We start from the raw sequence: 19,386 nt of genomic DNA, 5'->3' as shown, positions 1-19,386 counted from the left end.
GGGCGACGGGGAGAGGCGATGCGCGAGCAACTGATGGCGGCGGAGACGGTGACGGGCATCGAGTGGCGCGACGGCGTGCTGTACCTGCTCGACCAGCGCCTGCTGCCGCTGGAACAGTGCTGGCTGGCCTGCACCGAGGCGGCCGAGGTGGCCGAGGCGATCAGCGACATGGCCGTGCGCGGTGCCCCGGCGATCGGCATCTGCGCCGCCTACGGCCTGGTGCTGGCGTTGCGCCGGAGACTGGCCGAGGGCGAAGGCTGGGAGGAATCCCTCGAGGAAGACTTCATGTTGCTGGGCGAGGCGCGTCCGACCCCGGCCAACCTGTTCTGGGCGCTCAATCGCATGCGCGAACGCCTGCAGCGCCTGCGTCCCGGCGAGGACGTGCTGGCGGTGATGGAGGCCGAGGCGGTGGCCATCCACGAAAGCGATCGCGAGGCCAACCTGACCATGGCCCAGTTCGGCGTCGAGCAGATCCGCCGCCATCAGGGCAGCGAACAGGCCCTGCTCACCCACGGCAACGCCGGCGCCTTGGCCACCGGTGGCTTCGGCACCGCCCTGGGGGTGATCCGCGCCGCGACCCTGGAGGGCATGGTCGAACAGGTCTACGCCTGCGAGTCGCGGCCCTGGCTGCAGGGCTCGCGCCTGACCGCCTGGGAGCTGGCCGCCGACGGCGTGCCGGTGACCGTGGTCGCCGACGCGGCCATGGGCCACCTGATGAAGACCAAGGGCATCACCTGGGTGGTGGTCGGTGCCGACTGCATCGCCGCCAATGGCGACGTGGCGGCGAAGATCGGCACCTACCAGATGGCGGTGACCGCCATGCACCATGGCCTGCGCTTCATGGTGGTGGCGCCGAGCACCAGCATCGACCTGAACCTGGCCACCGGCGAGGACATTCCGCTGGAGACCCGTGGCGAGGAAGAGCTGCTGGAAGTGGCGGGCATCCAGGTGACGGCCGATGTCGAGGCCTACAATCCGGTGGTCGATGTCACGCCGGCGGACCTGATTGATGTGATCATTACCGAGAAGGGTGTGGTCGAGCGCCCGGATACGGCGAAAATCGCCCAGTTGATGTGTCGAAAGCGCCTCCATTGAGGCGTTTTTTCACCCGTTTGGATGGCACTGCAAGGCAACCTGCCACATCTCCCATGCGTCCCGTGTTTGTGATACCATCCGGCAGTTTCCAAGGCTGCTCTTTACGGCGGCCTTCATTGCGCAGATCCATGTCACAACTCATTGATTTGTCGTAAGTCGTCGCACCCTATATGCGCTGCGGCGGCGAGCTTCGTTCGTCCTTCGAGGGATCAGGCGAAGTTTCACCAGAAAAAGGAATCAGGCTTCTCATGGGCGAACTGGCCAAAGAAATCCTCCCGGTCAATATCGAAGACGAACTGAGACAGTCTTACCTCGACTACGCGATGAGCGTTATTGTCGGGCGAGCGCTGCCCGATGCGCGTGACGGCTTGAAGCCCGTGCATCGCCGCGTTCTGTATGCGATGAGCGAACTGGGCAACGACTGGAACAAGCCGTACAAGAAATCCGCCCGTGTGGTCGGTGACGTGATCGGTAAGTACCACCCGCACGGCGACACCGCCGTGTACGACACCATCGTGCGCATGGCCCAGCCCTTCTCGCTGCGCTACCTGCTGGTCGATGGCCAGGGCAACTTCGGTTCGGTGGACGGCGACAACGCCGCGGCCATGCGATACACCGAAGTGCGTATGTCCAAGCTGGCCCACGAGCTGCTGGCCGACCTGCACAAGGAAACCGTCGACTGGGTGCCCAACTACGACGGCACCGAGCAGATCCCGGCGGTCATGCCGACCAGGATCCCCAACCTGCTGGTCAACGGTTCCAGCGGTATCGCCGTGGGCATGGCCACCAACATCCCGCCGCACAACCTCGGCGAAGTGATCGATGGCTGCCTGGCGCTGATCGACAACTCCGACATCACGGTCGATGAGCTGATGCAGTTCATCCCGGGTCCGGACTTCCCCACCGCCGGCCAGATCAACGGTCGCCAGGGCATCATCGAGGCCTACCGCACCGGCCGTGGCCGCATCTATATGCGCGCCCGTTCCGAGATCGAGGACATCGACAAGGTCGGTGGCCGCCAGCAGATCGTCGTCACCGAGCTGCCGTACCAGCTGAACAAGGCGCGGCTGATCGAGAAGATCGCCGAGCTGGTCAAAGAGAAGAAGATCGAAGGCATCACCGAGCTGCGCGACGAGTCCGACAAGGACGGCATGCGCATCGTCATCGAGCTGCGTCGCGGCGAGGTGCCGGAGGTGGTGCTCAACAACCTCTACCAGCAGACCCAGCTGCAGAGCGTGTTCGGCATCAACATCGTCGCGCTGATCGACGGTCGCCCGCGCCTGCTGAACCTCAAGGACCTGCTCGAAGCGTTCGTTCGCCACCGTCGCGAAGTGGTCACCCGCCGCACCGTGTTCGAGCTGCGCAAGGCCCGCGAGCGTGGCCACATCCTCGAAGGCCAGGCGGTCGCGCTGTCCAACATCGACCCGGTCATCGCCCTGATCAAGGCCTCGCCGACGCCGTCCGAAGCCAAGGAAGCGCTGATCAGCACCGCTTGGGAATCCAGCGCGGTGCAGGTCATGGTCGAGCGCGCCGGCGCCGAGTCCTGCCGTCCGGAAGACCTGCCGGAGCAGTACGGCCTGCGTGAAGGCAAGTACTACCTGTCGCCGGAGCAGGCCCAGGCCATCCTCGAGCTGCGCCTGCACCGCCTGACCGGCCTGGAGCACGAGAAGCTGCTGGCCGAGTACCAGGAGATCCTCGAGCAGATCGGCGAGCTGATCCGCATCCTCAGCAGCGCCGAGCGCCTGATGGAAGTAATCCGCGAAGAACTCGAAGCGATCCGCGCCGAGTACGGCGATGTCCGCCGCACCGAGATCCTCAACGCCAGCCACGACCTCAACTACGGCGACATGATCCCGGAAGAAGAGCGCGTGGTGACCATCTCCCACGGTGGTTACGCCAAGACCCAGCCATTGTCCGCGTACCAGGCCCAACGCCGCGGCGGCAAGGGCAAGTCGGCCACCGGCGTCAAGGACGAGGACTACATCGAGCACCTGCTGGTCGCCAACAGCCACGCTACCCTGCTGCTGTTCTCCAGCAAGGGCAAGGTGTACTGGAAGAAGACCTACGAAATCCCCGAGGCCTCTCGCGCCGCACGTGGTCGTCCGCTGGTCAACCTGCTGCCGCTGGAGGAAGGTGAGCGCATCACCGCCATGCTGCAGATCGACCTGGAGGCGCTGCAGCAGCACGCAGATCCCGACGAGGAACTGGAAGACAGCGACGACAGCGTGATCGAAGGCGAGCTGGTGGAAGCCGAAGAGATCGACGAGGAAGACGGCGACACCCCTGAGTGGGCCGCCGAACCGACCGGCGCCTACATCTTCATGGCCACCGCCTCCGGCACCGTGAAGAAGACCCCGCTGGTGCAGTTCGCCCGTCCGCGCTCCAACGGCCTGATCGCCCTGAAGCTCAAGGAAGGTGACACCCTGATCGCCGCGGCCATCACCGACGGCGCCAAGGAAGTCATGATGTTCTCCGACGCCGGCAAGGTGATCCGCTTCGCCGAGAGCGTGGTCCGCGAAATGGGCCGTACCGCCCGTGGCGTGCGCGGCATGAAACTGGGCAAGGGTCAGCAGATCATCTCCATGCTGATCCCCGAGTCCGGCGCGCAGATCCTCACCGCCTCCGAGCGTGGCTTCGGCAAGCGCACCCCGCTGTCCAAGTTCCCGCGTCGCGGCCGTGGCGGCCAGGGCGTGATCGCCATGGGCACCAAGGGGCGCAACGGCTTGCTGATCGGCGCCATCCAGGTGCAGGAAGGCGAGGAGATCATGCTGATTTCCGACCAGGGCACCCTGGTGCGTACCCGGGTCGGCGAAGTGTCCAGCCTGAGCCGTAACACCCAGGGTGTTACGCTGATCAAGCTGGCCACCGACGAAACGCTGGTAGGCCTGGAGCGTGTCCAGGAGCCTTCCGAGGAAGAGCTCGACGATCTGGTCGAGACGGATGAGGAGGGCGCCCCGCTCGATGCGGCGGGCGAGGACAACGCCGGTGCCGAAGAGGCGCCTCAGGAATAACCGAAGCAACAACCCGAACGGGGCGACCAAGGTCGCCCCGTTTGACTGATAAGGGCCTGGCCCGATCCGCAGGTTGGTCGCATAACCTGTGGGAGCGGGTTTACCCGCGAAGAAGACACCGCGGTGCATGGCAAGGGCTTCGCCCTTGTTCGCGGGTAAACCCGCTCCCACAGGGTTTCCGCTGGCATCGAAGATTTACGATTTGTTCTATTTGGCAGAGCGAGAGTGGATGTGAGCAAACGAGCCTTTAACTTCTGCGCCGGCCCCGCCGCGCTTCCCGATGCTGTCCTGCAGCGTGCCCAGGCCGAAATGCTGGACTGGCGCGGCAAGGGTCTGTCGGTGATGGAAATGAGCCATCGCAGCGACGACTACGTGGCCATCGCCGAAAAGGCCGAGCAGGACCTGCGCGACCTGCTGTCCGTCCCCTCCAACTACAAGGTGCTGTTCCTGCAGGGCGGCGCCAGCCAGCAGTTCGCCGAGATTCCGCTGAACCTGCTGCCGGAGAACGGCACCGCCGACTACATCGAGACCGGCATCTGGTCGAAGAAGGCCATCGAGGAAGCGCGTCGCTTCGGCAACGTCAACGTCGCCGCCAGCGCCAAGCCCTACGACTACCTGGCCATCCCGGGCCGGAACGAGTGGCAGCTGAGCAAGAACGCGGCCTACGTCCACTATGCGTCCAACGAGACCATCGGCGGCCTGCAGTTCGACTGGGTGCCCGAGACCGGCGACGTGCCGCTGGTGGTCGACATGTCCTCCGACATCCTCTCGCGTCCGACCGACGTGTCGCAGTTCGGCATGATCTACGCCGGCGCGCAGAAGAACATCGGCCCCAGCGGCCTGGTGGTGGTGATCGTCCGTGAAGACCTGCTGGGCCACGCCCGCAGCAGCTGCCCGACCATGCTCGACTACAAGATCGCGGCCGACAACGGTTCGATGTACAACACCCCGGCCACCTATTCCTGGTACCTTTCGGGCCTGGTGTTCGAATGGCTCAAGGAGCAGGGTGGCGTCGAGGCCATGGAGCAGCGCAACCGCGCCAAGAAGGACCGCCTGTACGGCTTCATCGACGCCAGCGAGTTCTACACCAACCCGATCAGCCACAACGCCCGTTCGTGGATGAACGTGCCGTTCCGCCTGGCCGACGAGCGCCTGGACAAGGCCTTCCTGGCCGGCGCCGACGCCCGTGGCCTGCTCAATCTCAAGGGGCACCGTTCGGTCGGCGGCATGCGCGCGTCGATCTACAACGCCCTGGGCCTGGAGGCCGTCGAGGCGCTGGTGCAGTACATGGCTGAATTCGAGAAGGAGCACGGCTGATGTCCGACCAGGAACTCAAGGCCCTGCGCGTGCGCATCGACAGCCTCGACGAGAAGCTCCTCGAGCTGATCAGCGAGCGCGCCCGTTGCGCCCAGGAAGTGGCCAAGGTCAAGACCGCGTCGCTGGCCGAAGGCGAGGCGCCGGTGTTCTATCGCCCCGAGCGGGAAGCCGCGGTGCTCAAGCGCGTCATGGAGCGCAACAAGGGGCCGCTGGACAACGAAGAGATGGCGCGGTTGTTCCGCGAGATCATGTCCTCGTGCCTGGCCCTGGAAGAGCCGCTGAAAGTCGCCTATCTCGGCCCGGAAGGCACCTTCACCCAGGCGGCGGCCATGAAGCACTTCGGTCACGCCGTGGTCAGCCGTCCGATGGCGGCCATCGACGAGGTGTTCCGCGAAGTGGCGGCCGGTGCCGTCAACTTCGGCGTGGTGCCGGTGGAAAACTCCACCGAGGGCGCGGTCAGCCATACGCTGGACAGCTTCCTCGAGCACGACATGGTCATCTGCGGCGAGGTGGAGCTGCGTATCCACCACCACCTGCTGGTGGGCGAGAACACCAAGACCGACAGCATCACCCGCATCTACTCCCATGCCCAGTCGCTGGCCCAGTGCCGCAAGTGGCTGGATGCCCATTACCCGAACGTCGAGCGCGTGGCTGTCTCCAGCAACGCCGAGGCGGCCAAGCGGGTCAAGGGCGAGTGGAATTCGGCGGCGATCGCCGGTGACATGGCGGCCAACCTGTACGGGCTGACCCGTCTGGCCGAGAAGATCGAGGACCGCCCGGACAACTCCACGCGCTTCCTCATGATCGGCAGCCAGGAAGTGCCGCCGACCGGTGACGACAAGACCTCGATCATCGTTTCCATGAGCAACAAGCCGGGCGCGCTGCATGAACTGCTGGTACCGTTCCACGAGAACGGCATCGACCTGACGCGCATCGAGACCCGTCCGTCGCGCAGCGGCAAGTGGACCTACGTGTTCTTCATCGACTTCGTCGGCCATCACCGCGATCCGCTGATCAAGGCGGTGCTGGAGCAGATCAGCCAGGAGGCTGTGGCGCTGAAGGTGCTGGGGTCGTATCCGAAGGCGGTGCTCTGACGTATGTTTCAAGGTTCATCGCGGGCCTCGTGGGAGCAGGCTTGTCCCGCGATGGGCTTACAGGCTGTCTTGATTTCTGAACAGGGTTCGCACTCGTGGTTGATGCTGTAACAAACAAATCCGCACCGATTGTCGGTCGCCTGGTCGTGGTCGGTCTCGGCCTGATCGGCGGCTCCTTCGCCAAGGGGCTGCGTGAAAGCGGCCTGTGCCGCGAAGTGGTCGGCGTCGATCTGGATGCCGAGTCGCGCAAGCAGGCCGTGGTGCTGGGCGTGGTCGATCGTTGCGAGGCCGACCTGGCCGCCGCCTGTGTCGGCGCCGACGTCATCCAGCTGGCGGTGCCGATCCTGGCCATGGAGAAAGTCCTGGCCCGCCTCGCCCAGCTCGACCTGGGTGACGCGGTGATCACTGACGTGGGCAGTGCCAAGGGCAATGTCGTGCGCGCCGCTCGCGAAGCGTTCGCCGAGCGCCTGCCGCGCTTCGTGCCCGGACACCCGATCGCCGGTTCCGAGCAAAGTGGCGTGGAGGCTTCCAATGCCGCGTTGTTCCGTCGCCACAAGGTGATCCTCACGCCGCTGGCGGAAACCGATCCGCAAGCGCTGCACCTGGTCGATCGCCTCTGGCGCGCGCTGGACGCCGATGTCGAGCACATGCCGGTGGAGCGCCATGACGAAGTCCTGGCCGCCACCAGTCACCTGCCGCACCTGCTGGCCTTCGGCCTGGTCGATTCGCTGGCCAAGCGCAATGAAAACCTGGAGATCTTCCGGTACGCTGCGGGGGGCTTTCGCGATTTCACGAGAATCGCCGGCAGCGACCCGATCATGTGGCACGACATCTTCCTCGCCAACCGCGAGGCGGTCCTGCGCACTCTCGATACATTTCGCAGCGACCTCGACGCCTTGCGCGACGCGGTCGATGCTGGGGACGGGCACCAATTGCTGGGCGTGTTCACCCGCGCCCGGGTTGCCCGCGAGCATTTCAGTAAAATCCTGGCCCGCCGGGCCTATGTGGACGCTATGAACGCCAACGATCTGATTTTCCTGGCCCAACCGGGTGGCCGCGTGTCCGGACGGATCCGCGTACCTGGCGACAAGTCGATTTCCCACCGCTCGATCATGCTCGGCTCGCTGGCCGAAGGCACCACCGAGGTGGAAGGTTTCCTCGAGGGCGAGGACGCCCTGGCCACCTTGCAGGCCTTCCGTGACATGGGTGTGGTCATCGAAGGCCCGCACCACGGCCGCGTGACCATCCATGGCGTTGGCCTGCACGGCCTCAAGCCGCCACCCGGGCCGCTGTACGTCGGCAACTCCGGCACCTCGATGCGCCTGCTGTCCGGCCTGCTGGCGGCGCAGTCGTTCGACACCACCATGACCGGCGACGCCTCGCTGTCCAAGCGCCCGATGAACCGCGTGGCCAATCCGCTGCGCGAAATGGGCGCGGTGGTCGAGACGGGCCCTGAAGGGCGTCCGCCGCTGACCATTCGTGGCGGGCACAAGCTCAAGGCGCTGAACTACGCTCTGCCGATGGCCAGTGCCCAGGTCAAGTCCTGCCTGCTGCTGGCTGGCCTGTACGCCGAAGGCACCACCACCGTCACCGAGCCGGCGCCGACCCGTGATCACACCGAGCGCATGCTGCGCGGCTTCGGCTACGCGGTCGAGTCGAACGGTGCGGTGGCCTCCCTGCAGTCCGGCGGCAAGCTCACCGCCACCCGCATCGAAGTGCCGGCGGACATTTCCTCCTCGGCGTTCTTCCTGGTGGCGGCGTCCATCGCCGAAGGTTCCGAGCTGGTTCTGGAGCACGTCGGCATCAACCCGACCCGCACCGGCGTGATCGACATCCTGCGCCTGATGGGCGGCGACATCACCCTGGAGAACCAGCGTGAAGTCGGCGGCGAGCCGGTAGCCGACCTGCGCGTGCGCGGCGCCAAGCTCAAGGGCATTGATATTCCCGAGCACCTGGTGCCACTGGCCATCGACGAATTCCCGGTGCTGTTCGTCGCCGCCGCCTGCGCCGAAGGGCGCACCGTGCTGCGTGGCGCCGAAGAGCTGCGGGTCAAGGAGTCGGACCGCATCCAGGTGATGGCCGACGGCCTGATCGCCCTGGGCGTGAAGTGCGAGCCGACCCCGGACGGCATCATCATCGACGGCGGCCAGATCGGCGGCGGCGAAGTGCATGGACACGGCGATCACCGCATCGCCATGGCCTTCAGCATCGCCTCGCTGCGCGCCAGCGCGCCGATCGTGATTCATGACTGCGCCAACGTCGCCACGTCGTTCCCCAACTTCCTGGCGCTGTGCAAGGAAGTCGGCATCCGCGTCGCCGAAGAGGGCAAGTCGTGAATTCCCAAGCACCGGTCATCACCATCGACGGGCCGAGCGGCTCGGGCAAGGGTACCGTGGCGGGCCTGCTGGCCCGCGAGCTGGGCTGGAAGCTGCTGGACTCCGGCGCGCTTTACCGCCTGCTGGCGTTCAACGCCAGCAACCATGGTGTCGACCTGACCAACGAAGAGCTGCTCAAGGCCCTGGCCGCCCATCTGGATGTGCAGTTCATCGCCGCCGAGCCGGGCAAGCTGCAGCAGATCATTCTCGAGGGCGAGGATGTCAGCCACGTCATCCGTACCGAGACCGTCGGCGCCGGCGCCTCGATGGTCGCCTCGCTGCCGGCCGTGCGCGAAGCGCTGCTGCAGCGCCAGCGCGCCTTCCGCGAGGCCCCGGGGTTGATCGCCGACGGTCGCGACATGGGTACCGTGGTGTTCCCCGACGCGCCGCTCAAGGTGTTCCTCACCGCCAGTGCCGAGGAGCGTGCCCGTCGCCGTTACCTGCAGTTGAAGGGCAAGGGTGAAGATGTTAGTCTGTCAAGTCTGCTAGATGAGATCCGTGCGCGCGATGAGCGTGACACCCAGCGCGCAGTGGCCCCGCTCAAGCCGGCGGCCGATGCCATTCAGCTGGATTCCACGGAGTTGTCCATCGAGCAGGTGCTGCAACGCATCAGAAGCGAGCTCGCCCTGCGCGACCTGGCCTGATGGAGAGGAGAGCGGGCAGGGGCACCAGTCAACGTCCTGCCAGCGCTTCTTAACTTAACGAAACCCACATTGTCTGGAATGTGGCTATGGGCGTCTTTTTCGCCCGAATCTACAGGAATTAAAATGAGCGAAAGCTTTGCAGAACTCTTTGAAGAAAGCCTGAAAACCCTCAATCTTCAGCCGGGTGCAATCATCACCGGTATCGTTGTCGACATCGACGGCGACTGGGTTACCGTACACGCTGGCCTGAAGTCCGAGGGTGTCATCCCGCTCGAGCAGTTCTACAACGAAACTGGCGAACTGACCATCAAGGTCGGTGACGAAGTTCACGTTGCGCTGGACGCGGTCGAAGACGGCTTCGGCGAAACCAAGCTGTCCCGTGAGAAAGCCAAGCGCGCCGAGTGCTGGATTGTTCTGGAAGCTGCTTTCGCTGCTGAAGAAGTGGTCAAGGGCGTTATCAACGGTAAGGTTAAAGGCGGCTTCACTGTCGACGTTAACGGCATCCGTGCGTTCCTGCCGGGCTCCCTGGTTGATGTCCGCCCAGTGCGCGACACCACCCACCTCGAAGGCAAAGAGCTGGAATTCAAGGTCATCAAGCTGGACCAGAAGCGCAACAACGTTGTCGTTTCCCGTCGCAGCGTCCTGGAAGCCGAAAACAGCGCCGAGCGCGAAGCTCTGCTGGAATCGCTGCAGGAAGGCCAGCAGGTCAAAGGTATCGTCAAGAACCTCACCGACTACGGTGCGTTCGTCGACCTGGGCGGCGTCGATGGTCTGCTGCACATCACCGACATGGCCTGGAAGCGTATCAAGCACCCGTCGGAGATCGTCAACGTTGGTGACGAGATCGACGTCAAGGTCCTGAAGTACGATCGCGAGCGCAACCGCGTTTCGCTGGGTCTGAAGCAACTGGGCGAAGACCCATGGGTTGCTATCAAAGCCCGTTACCCAGAGAGCACCCGCGTGACTGCTCGCGTCACCAACCTGACCGACTACGGCTGCTTCGCTGAGCTGGAAGAAGGCGTTGAAGGTCTGGTGCACGTTTCCGAAATGGACTGGACCAACAAGAACATCCACCCGTCGAAAGTCGTTCAGGTTGGCGACGAAGTGGAAGTCATGGTTCTGGACATCGACGAAGAGCGTCGTCGTATCTCCCTGGGTATCAAGCAGTGCAAATCGAACCCATGGGAAGACTTCTCCGGCCAGTTCAACAAGGGTGACAAGATCACCGGTACCATCAAGTCGATCACCGACTTCGGTATCTTCATCGGCCTGGACGGCGGCATCGACGGTCTGGTTCACCTGTCCGACATCTCCTGGAACGAAGCTGGCGAAGAAGCCGTGCGTCGCTTCAAGAAGGGCGACGAGCTGGAAACCGTCATCCTGTCGGTTGACCCAGAGCGCGAGCGCATCTCCCTGGGCATCAAGCAGCTGGAAGACGATCCGTTCTCCAACTTCGTTGCTGTCAACGACAAGGGCGCTATCGTCAAGGGTATCGTCAAGGAAGTTGACGCCAAGGGCGCTATCGTGACCCTGGCCGACGACATCGAAGCTACTCTGAAAGCTTCCGAAATCAGCCGTGACCGCGTTGAAGACGCCCGTAACGTGCTGAAGGAAGGCGAAGAGATCGAAGCCAAGATCATCAGCGTCGACCGCAAGTCCCGCGTTATCAGCCTGTCCATCAAATCGAAGGACGACGCTGAAGAGCGCGAAGCCATCCAGAGCCTGAAAAACGCTCCGGAAGCGGCTGCCGATACCACCATGGCTGCGCTGCTGCGCGAAGCAATGGCCAAGCAGAACTGAGTTCTGTTTGATCGGTAAAAAGGGCGACCCTCGGGTCGCCCTTTTTTGTGCCTGCGATTTGCCTGGTCGAGCAGAAGCAGATTGTTCCTACAGGGTTTGTAGATGTTTCTGGGCTCGTGAGCGGTGTACGAGCAGTAGGCTTTACCGCTCGCCGGCAAAGTCGCGCCGCAGTGCGCTCGCGTTCGTGTAGGGTGGGGATCGCCTGTGCTGCGGCTTATCTTGAATTTTTTTGTTTAGTCAAGAACCACCCTGTTCAAATCCGCCGGGGCGTGCTACAAACTGATTAAGCAATGATCTAGCTGCTTGATAACGAAGGGAAAAATATGACGAAGTCGGAGCTGATCGAACGTATTGTCACCCATCAGGGGCTGCTCTCGTCCAAGGACGTCGAGCTGGCCATCAAGACCATGCTCGAGCAGATGTCGCAGTGCCTGGCGACCGGGGATCGTATCGAGATCCGTGGCTTTGGCAGCTTTTCCCTGCACTACCGCGCACCGCGGGTAGGGCGCAATCCGAAGACCGGCCAGTCGGTCAGCCTCGAAGGCAAGTATGTGCCGCATTTCAAGCCCGGCAAGGAGCTGCGTGATCGGGTCAATGAAGATGAGCATGAGCACCCTTGAATGGAGGAACGGCCTGATGCGTAATCTAAAGCGCGCCCTGGTGGTGCTGTTCGTGCTGCTATTGGCGGCTGTCGTATTGTTCTTTGTGCTGGAGAACCAGCAGTCCGTATCCTTGGTGCTTTTTGGCTGGTCGGCGCCGTCCGTGCCGGTGGCAGTGTTGGTGTTGGTGGCATTGGTTATTGGTTTGGCCGTGGGGCCGATGCTGGGTGCCTATGGTGTGGCGCGAGGGCGGCGCCAGCTTCGCGAACGTGGCCGGAAAGGCGTGCGTACTGAAGCTTGAAGATATTTCCTACAAGTTACTAAGAGTTTTCCGTATTTGAATGCAGCTTGAGAAGTGAGGTAATTCCTCGCTTGTCAATTTGCCTGTTGAAGGATTCGGAAGAATGGATGTCTTGGTGAACCCTCCTCATTGCCCCGCTCAAGGCCTGCCAGCAGTGCCTTTGGGGTTCTCATGGCGCGCTCGGCCATATTGCGATGCTACCTGCCATCTGTTCCTGATGGTCTACTCTTTACAATGAGTTACCAGTCTGACCACTATTGGCAAGGGCAAGGCTTTGGGCTGTTTATCGTCCATGGACGGTGTTGCCTGACGAGTGCGTGAAGGGCATTTCCAGCTACGCCCGTGTCCAGGTGGGTGCCAAGGTTAGGCTGTTCATTGCGTTCAAAGTGTCACGCCCGCGTCCTATGATGTTGATGGGCTGCGGGGCGTTGGTCGGGTGGTCGGAACTAATTGCGGCTTGCTTTCTCTATAGAAGGCTGCTGGTTGTGGAAGTGTATCGATAATCCAGATTGCCAAACACCAGCCAGGTGAATCTGGATTTCTACTGTGCAGTGACTCATGCAATGCAGACGGACCCAAGGAAAAATAGAATAAATGCGCAATGAACGTGAGCGCCTGAGTGGTGATGAGATTGATCTGTTTGAGCTGACCGAGGCATTGTGGGGGCAAAAGCTGTTGATTGGTCTTGTGACCGGACTTGTAGCAGCAGGCGCCTTGCTATATGCCTACTTGGCGGAACCTGTATACGAAGTCAAGGTTTTTGTGCAGCCACCCACCTCGAATGATATCGCCCAGTTGAACTATGGGCGGGGTGGGGGTTCTGGCCTGGTCATGTTGACCGTCAAGGATGTTTTTGACGTTTACCTGCGCAACTTGCAGTCGGAGTCATTGCGACGCAAGTTCTTCCGTGAAACCTACTTGCCAGCCTTGCCTGAGGCTCGTCGCCGCGGCTCCCAGGATGAGCAATATGATCGCTATCTGTCGGCGGTCTCCTTGGGGCAGGTATCCAGGGAAGGGGCGGACAGGCATTTCATCAAGGTCGAGGCCTCGGATCCGAAGCGGGCTGTCGATTGGGCGGCTCGCTACGTCGAAATGGCCGGGCGGCTGGGGGAAGATGAAATTGTCGAAAATGTAATGACCGACGCCAAGGTCAAGGCGAAGAATCTCGAGCAGGAGATAAACATCGCGCGGGAAGGTGCGAGAAAGCTGCGCGAGGATCAGCTTGTCCAGCTTACCGAGGCGCTCAGAGTGGCTCGAACGATCGGCTTGGAAAGGCCGCCAATTATTGCGAACAACCTCTCTGGCGAAGTCTCCGCAGGTATGGAGGGATCGCTCATCTACATGCGCGGTAGCAAGGCGTTGGAGGCTGAGATCGACAATTTGCGCAATCGTACCTCTGATGATCCGTTCGTGCGCAATCTTCGCGAGCGTCAGGAATCGTTGGCGTTCTACCAGTCCTTGCAGGTCGCTGGGGAGGCTGTGAAGGTCTACCGGCAGGATGGGGCTGTTGATTTGCCGGATGAGCCGGTAAGACCCAACAGGAAGATCATTGGTATTCTCGGCTTGGTCGCGGGTGGCGTGCTCGGGATTGGTATGGCGGTGCTGCGTGTCCTGTTCATCCGCAGGCGAGCCTTGCACAATTAACGAGCGTCTTTCGTGGCCCGAATGCTCGGGCGGTACGCATGTTGTGCTACGAAGAGCGCCAGGTGGAACTGGTTTCTTCGTAGCACCTTTCTAAGTGCCGGTGTGTGGAGGCGAAAAGAGCGCCATGGATCTGGGCTGCTCTTTTCCGGAGGTGCCTGGTGCGGTGTTTCAGCTGAAACGTGAGCGGAATCGGGCGAGGGGGAGCAGGTCCTCGGACGTGTTGTCGTCGCGGCACTTCAGTACTTTCAGCAGGCCTGTTCCGCAGACGATCACCGGCAGCCCATCCTCGATGAAAATGACTTTTCCGATGTCGCGGTTTTCGATCGTGACGTCTTCTACTTCTTCTGCCGCCAGAATGCGCGCGGGAGTACCGTTGATTCGGCAGAACGCGCCGCGGTACGGGGTGCTGAGTGCATCAATCGTGCGGCGGATGGTTGAAGCGGGCAGTGACCAATCGATCTGATAGTCGTCATCGTCGCGCCAGAGGCTGTAGGTGGCCAGGCTGTGATCTTGTGCACTTGCCGTCGGCTTGTTACCGCTGGCAAGTGTCGAGAGTACGGCCATCCCGCATTCCAGATAACAGGCGTTAATGGCGGTAATTGCTTCTGCTATGGTGATGGGGTATTGGAGTGTAGTTGACGCCTGTTGGATGATATCGCCGCGGTCATACTCGCTGGCACCAAAGAGTGCCGTCACGCCGACTTCTTTCTCTCCGTTGATCAGTGCATTTACCAAGGGGGCAAACCCACGATAGCGTGGTAGCAGCGAATCATGGAAGACAATCAGCTTGTCGGTGGGGTGCTTGATCAGCCAGCGCCATGAAATGGCGATGACATATTCGCTTGTTACCTGGCTGTGGTCTTTCTTGAAAATGAACTCGACGCCGGCGGCTTTGCATGTTTCTGCAATCTGTTCCGAGTAGTCATTTGCCACGGCGCTGTCTTGGCCGATGACAACTAGCGATATTATATCCTTGAATTTCGAGGTGGCCTGTTCGGTGAAGGCAAGGCCCTTCTCGGTCATTGCAAAAATTGTAAGCATTGTGATTCTCGGTGCGGATGGGGTGTTGGGTGCCCTGAGATTGCTCGCCTGTGCGGCTGCGTCGCTGTGCTCATGTGACGGACTCGGTGCCGGGCGCGATACCTGCCTGGGAAGGGTAGCTTTGATTTCTCGACGCCCGCAAGCCCTGTGGCCTCCATTGTTGGGGTGGCTGAAGGGCGAATGCTGCCCGCCGGCGTTGGGCTGGGGTCGCTGTCTGGAGTAGTATTCACAGGGAAAGGTAGGGTGTCCGGAGGGCGTTTCTTGAGGTCCTGCTGGCGAGGTGCATCGGTGATTGGCTCTTGAATTATTGCAGGAAATTGGCAGAATCACCGAGGTTAAAAGCTCTTTCGCATGGGAAAAATCTGAACAATCCGACGTGACCGCCTATGCGGCGTTGAAGTAATGTTCCGTTCAATCGGCTCAGCCAGCCTTTGCCATGAATCTGCCGGGAGTGACAGGTTTCGAATGTGAGGTCAACTGAAGGCGAGCCAGGCGAAAAGGAGATGATGCTGGGGGATCGAATTTTCCAGGCAGGAGGTCGGAGTCGGTCCGTAGGCTTAATGAGATGTTCTGTAACGCGATGAGGCATCAAGCATACAATGCTGCGCGGAGCGGAAGGCTCATTGTGCATGAGTCGTGAAGGCGCCCTTGAAGGGGGCTTTGTTGCAAGTACATTGGCGATGTCGCGATCAATTATCTTCGCGGTGTTTAAGCAGGTTGTTGTCAGCTTGGTTTAGTTGTGCGGCACTTACGTATTGTCGCTGAAAAAGCCGCTCTTGAAGGACTAGAAGATGATTCCATTTAACAAGCCACCTCATATCGGGAACGAGGACATTCATGTACTGGCCGCCATGCGCAGCGACAAGATGTCCGGGGATGGTGCTTATGGCCATAAATGCCAACAGTGGTTTGAAGAGCGGTTTTCCTGTCACAAGACCTTGCTGACACCTTCCTGCACGCAAGCGCTGGAAATGGCGGCGCTGCTGCTGGATATCAAGCCGGGTGATGAAGTCATCATGCCCAGCTATACGTTCGTCAGTACGGCGAATGCCTTCGTTTTGCGCGGTGCGACCATCGTGTTCGTCGATGTGCGTCCCGATACGATGAACATTGACGAGACCTTGATCGAGGCGGCTGTCACACCGCGTACTCGGGCGATTGTTCCTGTGCACTATGCCGGTGTGGCTTGTGAGATGGACGTCATCATGGATATCGCCAAGCGCCACAACCTCTATGTGGTCGAGGATGCAGCCCAGGCAATGATGTCGACTTACCATGGTAAAGCCCTGGGGACCATCGGGCACATGGCTGCGTTCAGCTTCCATGAGACAAAAAACTACACCAGTGGCGGTGAAGGTGGGTTGTTGCTTATCAATGATCCTCAGTTCATCGGGCGTGCGGAGGTCATTCGCGAGAAAGGGACCAATCGCAGCCAGTTCTTCCGCGGGATGATCGACAAGTACACCTGGGTAGACGTCGGTAGCAGTTATCTGCCAAGCGAGCTGCAGGCTGCCTATCTCTACGGCCAGCTCGAGAAGGCCGATGAAATCAACCAGACGCGCCTTTCCATTTGGCAGCGTTACTGGGACGCGTTCCAGCCGCTGGTGGGCAAAGGGCTTGTCGAGCTAGGTGTTGTGCCTGAGGGGTGCCGTTTCAATGCCCATATGTTCTTCCTGAAGGTGCGGGATCTTCAGCATCGAACCAGCGTCCTGAGCCGGTTGCGCGAGCTGGGTATCGGCGCGGTGTTCCATTATATTCCGCTGCATTCGGCGCCAGCCGGCAAGTCCCTGGGGCGCTTCCATGGCGTGGACAACCACACCACCCGGGAAAGCGAGCGCCTGCTCCGCCTGCCGCTGTGGATTGCCATGTCTGATGAAGAAGTTCAGCAGGTCATCGATGCTGTTGTGAAATCGATCGATGTCGAATAGCGCCTCTCGCGATGAAGTCGAGTCGGTTCGCAAGCGTATAGGGGTGCTCGCCGGCGCGCTATTCACGACAGCGTCCCATCTGTCGAAAATTCTGGTGGGTTTTCTGTTCCTGAAGCTGGTCGCGGTCTACCTGGGGGTGGAAGGGCTGGGTGCGCTCGGTAACTTGATGAGCGCTGTTCTGTTCCTGTCGTTGCTGGCCGGCGGCGGGATCCAGAACGGTGTCATCAAGTACGTCGCCGAGTATCGGCACAAACCGAAGCAGATGCTTCGGTTTCTTGCAGGGGCGCGACTCTATTCGCTGGGACTGTGCACGCTGATTCTGCTGGGGACGATAGTCTTCAGCGGCCCGCTGTCTCATTATTTGCTGGGGGGAGAATACGCCTGGCTGATGGTGGTGCTGGGGGTTGCGCAGTTCGGTTTCGCATTTACCAATATCGTCAATGGCACTGCCAATGGCCTGCATGAAACCCGCGTTTACGCGACCATACAGATCGTGGGTAATCTGCTCACGCTACCCCTGGCGTGGTTGCTGATCCGTCAGTTCGGCCTGGTCGGGGCGGCGCTGTCGATTATCGTATTTTATTTGTCATACAGCCTGCCGGCGTTGTATTTCTTTGCCCGCTCAAGGCTGCGTAGGCATGTGCGCTGGCGTATCGCCTACCGGCCGCAATTTGCAAAGCTCTCGGGTTTCACGCTGATGGCTGCTGTCGGCGCGGTGAGCGTACCGCTTGTAGAAATTGTTGTGCGTAATCTGTTGCTGGAGAATACGGGGCTGCAAGCGGCCGGGCTCTGGCAGGCATCGCTCAAGCTGTCCAGTGCCTACATGGGGTTCTTCGTGGTCTTTCTCGCGGCGTACTTCATTCCGATCGTTTCGGGCTTGCAGGATCGGCTCAAGGTAGCGGCGGTGGTTCGCAAGTTCATGGTGCTGGCGATATGCCTGTTTGGTGTGGGTGCGATTGGCTTCTACGGACTGCGCAGCTTCTTCATTCCGCTATTGTTGTCAGCCGATTTTGCCGAGCTGGGTGATTTTATCCAGTATCAGTTGCTGGGAGACCTGTTCAGGGTGACTTCCTACGTCATAGGTTTTGTGGTGGTCGCCAAGGCTGCGACCCGGATCTATGTGCTGGGTGAGATAAGTCAAGGGGTCCTGTTCTGTCTGTTCAGTACCCTGGCATTGAAGCAGGGGTGGGGGCTGCAGGGCGTATTCATTGCGCACCTGGCAATGAATATTATTTATTTCGCCTGCTCTGTCATTGGTTTTTATATTTATACGAAAAGGGTGGTTTGATGTTGAGCGCAACCGTGGTTGTCTCCTGCTACAATCAGGAGCGCTATATTGCAGAGTGTCTCGAAAGTATCCTGGGTCAGGAAGTCAATTTTGACCTTGAGGTGATTGTTTCTGATGACTGCTCGACCGATAGTACCCAGCGTATTATTAGGGAATGTGCTGAAAAGCACCCGGGACGCTTGAAGTTGGTTTTGCGTGAGCAAAATGTGGGTGTGTCAAATAATTATTATGCCGTTCATGCCTTGGCGACAGGGGATGTGGTTTTTCACTTTGATGGCGATGACATCATGATGAGTGGGAAGCTCCAGGAACAGTACGATCTTTTTGTCCAGTACCCTGATGTCAACATCGTTTTCCACAAGGCTGTGTACTTTTCTGATGATCGCAGTTATCAGTCAATACCGCCCTATCCCGGAGAGGAGGCGCCTTATCACACCTTCTTTTCGCTGCCGGAGCTGGCCCGCTGGGGTTCGACTTGCGTCCACAGTGCTTATGCCTACCGCCGTTCCGCTCGCAAGGTGACCGCTGCCCAGGAGTCGATGGAGTGGTACTTTGCGATGGACACCATGATTCCTTCCGGGCGCGGTGTGTTCATCAACAAGCCATTGGTCATGTATCGCTGCAATCCGGGTAATGGTTCTTATCTGTCCACCTTGGCGGGGCGTACCAAGGCCTACAGGATTTACTTTAGAGACGTTGCGGATTACTTTGACAGTCACCCGGAATTGCGCACGGATTTGTACGCGAACTTCCTTGTGACTTTCTTGGCGATGGCACGTTCCACACGCAAGGTACTGCCAGAGAACCTGGCGTTCGGTCTGAAGAATATCTTCTATTTTCGACCTCGGAAGTTTATTCAGGCGGTTCAGGTTCGCCGCTTGGTCGGGCCCGAGGAGAAGGTTCGCTGAGCGCAAGCCGCTCGTGTTTCATGCGTGCTCCTGATGTACAAGCGCCGCCCGCTCGGGCGGTGATGCTTCAGTCAGGCCGTAGGCCATGTGCAGGCTGAGGGGGGGAGGTCCAGCATTTTCGGTCTGGGCGTCCAGTCAAGCCTCCAGTGTCTTCAGGTGAACTTGCGGAGCGCGGTGGGATGGTTTGATTTTTCTTTGGCTTGCGTAGGAAATTTCCTGTCTTCGAGGCGCCAGGTTTTCGAGCATGGTACGCGGGAGGGTGACACTGTACTGTCAACTCTGTGTGGTAGCCAAGGGCGCTGCCTGCTGCTTGTATAAATGGCGTTCGCTGCCATAATGCG

General features: G+C 60.5%; 14 protein-coding genes. 13 read left to right on the top strand and 1 reads right to left on the bottom strand.

Annotated features, from left to right (window positions below):
• Nucleotides 1-18: 18 nt before the first annotated feature.
• The 10 genes from mtnA to NMG10_RS03925 all read left to right on the top strand — a co-directional run bounded on the left by mtnA (nt 19) and on the right by NMG10_RS03925 (nt 13,880).
• A complete protein-coding gene (mtnA, locus tag NMG10_RS03970) occupies nt 19-1,095 on the top strand; it encodes an S-methyl-5-thioribose-1-phosphate isomerase (protein WP_203647632.1) in 1,077 nt (358 codons plus the stop codon).
• Between the two features lie 248 nt (nt 1,096-1,343).
• Nucleotides 1,344-4,106: a DNA gyrase subunit A gene (gene gyrA / locus NMG10_RS03965; RefSeq protein WP_254463856.1), complete on the top strand. Its 2,763-nt coding sequence runs from the start codon at nt 1,344-1,346 to the stop codon at nt 4,104-4,106.
• A gap of 231 nt (nt 4,107-4,337) precedes the next feature.
• Nucleotides 4,338-5,423 carry a 3-phosphoserine/phosphohydroxythreonine transaminase gene (gene serC / locus NMG10_RS03960; protein WP_232856434.1) on the top strand — a complete coding sequence of 362 codons (1,086 nt, stop codon included), beginning with the start codon at nt 4,338-4,340 and terminating at the stop codon, nt 5,421-5,423.
• The gene (gene pheA / locus NMG10_RS03955) at nt 5,423-6,517 is read left to right on the top strand and encodes a prephenate dehydratase (RefSeq protein WP_254463855.1); all 1,095 of its coding nucleotides are present in this window, start codon (nt 5,423-5,425) and stop codon (nt 6,515-6,517) included. The genes serC and pheA overlap by 1 nt, the downstream gene beginning before the upstream one ends.
• Nucleotides 6,518-6,645: 128 nt before the next feature.
• Entirely contained in the window at nt 6,646-8,853 is a 2,208-nt protein-coding gene (locus NMG10_RS03950; protein ID WP_232856451.1) for a bifunctional prephenate dehydrogenase/3-phosphoshikimate 1-carboxyvinyltransferase, read from the top strand.
• Nucleotides 8,850-9,536, top strand: a complete 687-nt coding sequence (cmk, locus tag NMG10_RS03945; protein ID WP_203647628.1) for a (d)CMP kinase — start codon at nt 8,850-8,852, stop codon at nt 9,534-9,536. Before NMG10_RS03950 ends, cmk begins: the two co-directional genes overlap by 4 nt.
• A gap of 123 nt (nt 9,537-9,659) precedes the next feature.
• Nucleotides 9,660-11,336 (top strand): 30S ribosomal protein S1, encoded by a 1,677-nt coding sequence (rpsA, locus tag NMG10_RS03940; protein ID WP_046856619.1) that lies wholly within the window; start codon nt 9,660-9,662, stop codon nt 11,334-11,336.
• A 323-nt stretch (nt 11,337-11,659) separates the two neighbouring features.
• Nucleotides 11,660-11,956: an integration host factor subunit beta gene (ihfB, locus tag NMG10_RS03935; RefSeq protein ID WP_203647627.1), complete on the top strand. Its 297-nt coding sequence runs from the start codon at nt 11,660-11,662 to the stop codon at nt 11,954-11,956.
• A gap of 16 nt (nt 11,957-11,972) precedes the next feature.
• Nucleotides 11,973-12,236 carry a lipopolysaccharide assembly protein LapA domain-containing protein gene (locus NMG10_RS03930; RefSeq protein ID WP_232856450.1) on the top strand — a complete coding sequence of 88 codons (264 nt, stop codon included), beginning with the start codon at nt 11,973-11,975 and terminating at the stop codon, nt 12,234-12,236.
• A gap of 594 nt (nt 12,237-12,830) precedes the next feature.
• Complete coding sequence (locus tag NMG10_RS03925; protein ID WP_254463854.1) at nt 12,831-13,880, top strand: LPS O-antigen chain length determinant protein WzzB; 1,050 nt, start codon at nt 12,831-12,833, stop codon at nt 13,878-13,880.
• Between the two features lie 168 nt (nt 13,881-14,048).
• Here the strand turns inward: NMG10_RS03925 and NMG10_RS03920 are convergent, their stop codons facing one another.
• Complete coding sequence (locus tag NMG10_RS03920) at nt 14,049-14,921, bottom strand: methionyl-tRNA formyltransferase (protein ID WP_232856431.1); 873 nt, start codon at nt 14,919-14,921, stop codon at nt 14,049-14,051.
• A 791-nt stretch (nt 14,922-15,712) separates the two neighbouring features.
• On the opposite strand from NMG10_RS03920, the gene rffA reads away from it, so the two are divergent.
• The 3 genes from rffA to NMG10_RS03905 are packed head-to-tail and all read left to right on the top strand — an operon-like array spanning nt 15,713 to nt 19,045.
• Entirely contained in the window at nt 15,713-16,849 is a 1,137-nt protein-coding gene (rffA, locus tag NMG10_RS03915; protein ID WP_232856430.1) for a dTDP-4-amino-4,6-dideoxygalactose transaminase, read from the top strand.
• Entirely contained in the window at nt 16,839-18,137 is a 1,299-nt protein-coding gene (locus tag NMG10_RS03910) for an O-antigen translocase (protein WP_232856429.1), read from the top strand. The genes rffA and NMG10_RS03910 overlap by 11 nt, the downstream gene beginning before the upstream one ends.
• Nucleotides 18,137-19,045, top strand: coding sequence for a glycosyltransferase (locus NMG10_RS03905; RefSeq protein ID WP_232856428.1), 909 nt, complete (start codon nt 18,137-18,139; stop codon nt 19,043-19,045). Before NMG10_RS03910 ends, NMG10_RS03905 begins: the two co-directional genes overlap by 1 nt.
• Nucleotides 19,046-19,386: the final 341 nt, after the last annotated feature.

Source organism: Pseudomonas sp. DVZ6, assembly GCF_024259445.1.
Lineage (GTDB): Bacteria > Pseudomonadota > Gammaproteobacteria > Pseudomonadales > Pseudomonadaceae > Aquipseudomonas > Aquipseudomonas peradeniyensis.
Note: the sequence above shows the minus strand (reverse complement) of the source record. Positions and strands in the feature narration are given on the sequence as shown.

Bases quoted from the DNA above. Each gene is read 5' to 3' on its own strand.
- pheA (WP_254463855.1), top strand. From the start codon at position 5,423: ATGTCCGACCAGGAACTCAAGGCCCTGCGCGTGCGCATCGACAGCCTC.
- NMG10_RS03905 (WP_232856428.1), top strand. From the start codon at position 18,137: ATGTTGAGCGCAACCGTGGTTGTCTCCTGCTACAATCAGGAGCGCTAT.
- gyrA (WP_254463856.1), top strand. From the start codon at position 1,344: ATGGGCGAACTGGCCAAAGAAATCCTCCCGGTCAATATCGAAGACGAA.
- NMG10_RS03910 (WP_232856429.1), top strand. From the start codon at position 16,839: ATGTCGAATAGCGCCTCTCGCGATGAAGTCGAGTCGGTTCGCAAGCGT.
- NMG10_RS03925 (WP_254463854.1), top strand. From the start codon at position 12,831: ATGCGCAATGAACGTGAGCGCCTGAGTGGTGATGAGATTGATCTGTTT.
- rpsA (WP_046856619.1), top strand. From the start codon at position 9,660: ATGAGCGAAAGCTTTGCAGAACTCTTTGAAGAAAGCCTGAAAACCCTC.
- mtnA (WP_203647632.1), top strand. From the start codon at position 19: ATGCGCGAGCAACTGATGGCGGCGGAGACGGTGACGGGCATCGAGTGG.
- NMG10_RS03930 (WP_232856450.1), top strand. From the start codon at position 11,973: ATGCGTAATCTAAAGCGCGCCCTGGTGGTGCTGTTCGTGCTGCTATTG.
- NMG10_RS03920 (WP_232856431.1), bottom strand. From the start codon at position 14,921: ATGCTTACAATTTTTGCAATGACCGAGAAGGGCCTTGCCTTCACCGAA.
- rffA (WP_232856430.1), top strand. From the start codon at position 15,713: ATGATTCCATTTAACAAGCCACCTCATATCGGGAACGAGGACATTCAT.
- ihfB (WP_203647627.1), top strand. From the start codon at position 11,660: ATGACGAAGTCGGAGCTGATCGAACGTATTGTCACCCATCAGGGGCTG.